Genomic DNA, 1,436 nt, shown 5'->3' with positions numbered 1-1,436 from the left:
TAGCACTACTTTGGCAGATTTTTGAAAGCGGCGGCACTTTTGGGATTCCCAGGGCGCGATTTGCGTGATTCATGGGTGGTCGGCTTTGTGGAGGGCCGGCCATGGATACGCATTGGAAGACAGATCTTGAGCGCTGGCTTGCGCCGTTCCTTGATGCTCTGGGTCACAAGACGAGATCACGAATGTGCCCGGCCTATGTCGCTGGGCTGATCGGCCCAGGTGACCGCAAGAGCGTGCAGCCGATGGCGGCACGTGATGCGGACGTCAGCTATGATCGGTTGCATCACTTCATCGCAAGCAGCGTATGGAATACGGCGCCGCTGCAGAAAGTTCTGCTCGCCGAGGCCGACAGGATGGTTGGCGGCGATGACGCCTGGCTGATCATTGACGACACGGCGTTGCCGAAGAAGGGTGAGCGCTCGGTTGGCGTGGCACCGCAATACGCTTCTGCATTGGGCAAGAATGCCAACTGCCAGACGCTGGTCTCGCTGACGCTGGCATCGGGCGAAGTGCCGGTCATGGTCGGGTTGCGGCTGTTCTTGCCCGAAAGCTGGACGAGCGATCCCGCCCGCCTCGATCGCGCTGGCGTGCCCGATGAACATCGTGTCCACAAGACCAAGCCGCAGATCGCGCTGGCCGAGATCGACCGGGTCCGCGCGGTCGGTGTGCGCTTCGGCTGCGTGCTTGCCGATGCTGGATATGGCCTCTCCGCGCCGTTCCGGCAGGGCTTGAGCGAGCGCGGCCTCACCTGGGCCGTGGGCATCCCGTTCAAGCAGAAGGTCTATCCCGAGGATGTGGCAATGATCTTCCCCGTCGCCGGGCATGGCCGTCCTCGCCAGCGGCATATCCCCGACGTGAGATCGATTACCGCCCAGGCAATGCTGGAAAGCGCCAGATGGCGGACAGTCAGCTGGCGTCGCGGCACCAAAGGTCGACTCTCGGCGCGCTTTGCCGCGGTCCGTGTCAGGGTGGCAGATGGACCACCCCAGCGGATCCGTGACCTGGGCGCCCAGCATCTGCCTGGTGAGGAGGTGTGGGTCCTTGGCGAGCACCGCTCGACCGGCGAACGCAAATACTACCTGTCCAACTTGCCCGCCGATACACCGCTCAAGCAGCTTGCCGGTGCCATCAAGGCCCGCTGGGTCTGCGAGCAGGCGCATCAGCAACTCAAGGAAGAGCTCGGTCTCGATCACTTCGAGGGGCGCTCATGGCAAGGTCTACACCGACACGCGCTCATGACGATGATCGCCTATGCGTTCCTTCAGTCCCGCCGCCTCAAAGAAGCGGAAGGGGGGAAAAAGAATCCTCGGTCCACCCCCGCAACCGAGCCTGCCCGCCGTCCGTCAGGCCATCCTCATCGCACTCGCGCAGCCGCCGCCAAGCCGCTGCCCGCATTGCCGCAAATCCCTCAATCCTGAAAATCTGCCAAAGTAGTG

General features: G+C 63.0%; 1 pseudogene. It reads left to right on the top strand.

The features are described 5' to 3' along the window. The first annotated feature begins 64 nt into the window (after positions 1–64). Positions 65–1,418: pseudogene (locus D3227_RS40300) on the top strand (IS701 family transposase). The last annotated feature ends 18 nt before the right edge of the window (positions 1,419–1,436 follow it).

It is taken from the genome of Mesorhizobium waimense (assembly GCF_003601975.1).
In the GTDB taxonomy this organism is placed as follows: domain Bacteria; phylum Pseudomonadota; class Alphaproteobacteria; order Rhizobiales; family Rhizobiaceae; genus Mesorhizobium; species Mesorhizobium waimense.
This window is presented reverse-complemented; position numbering and strand designations above follow the sequence as displayed.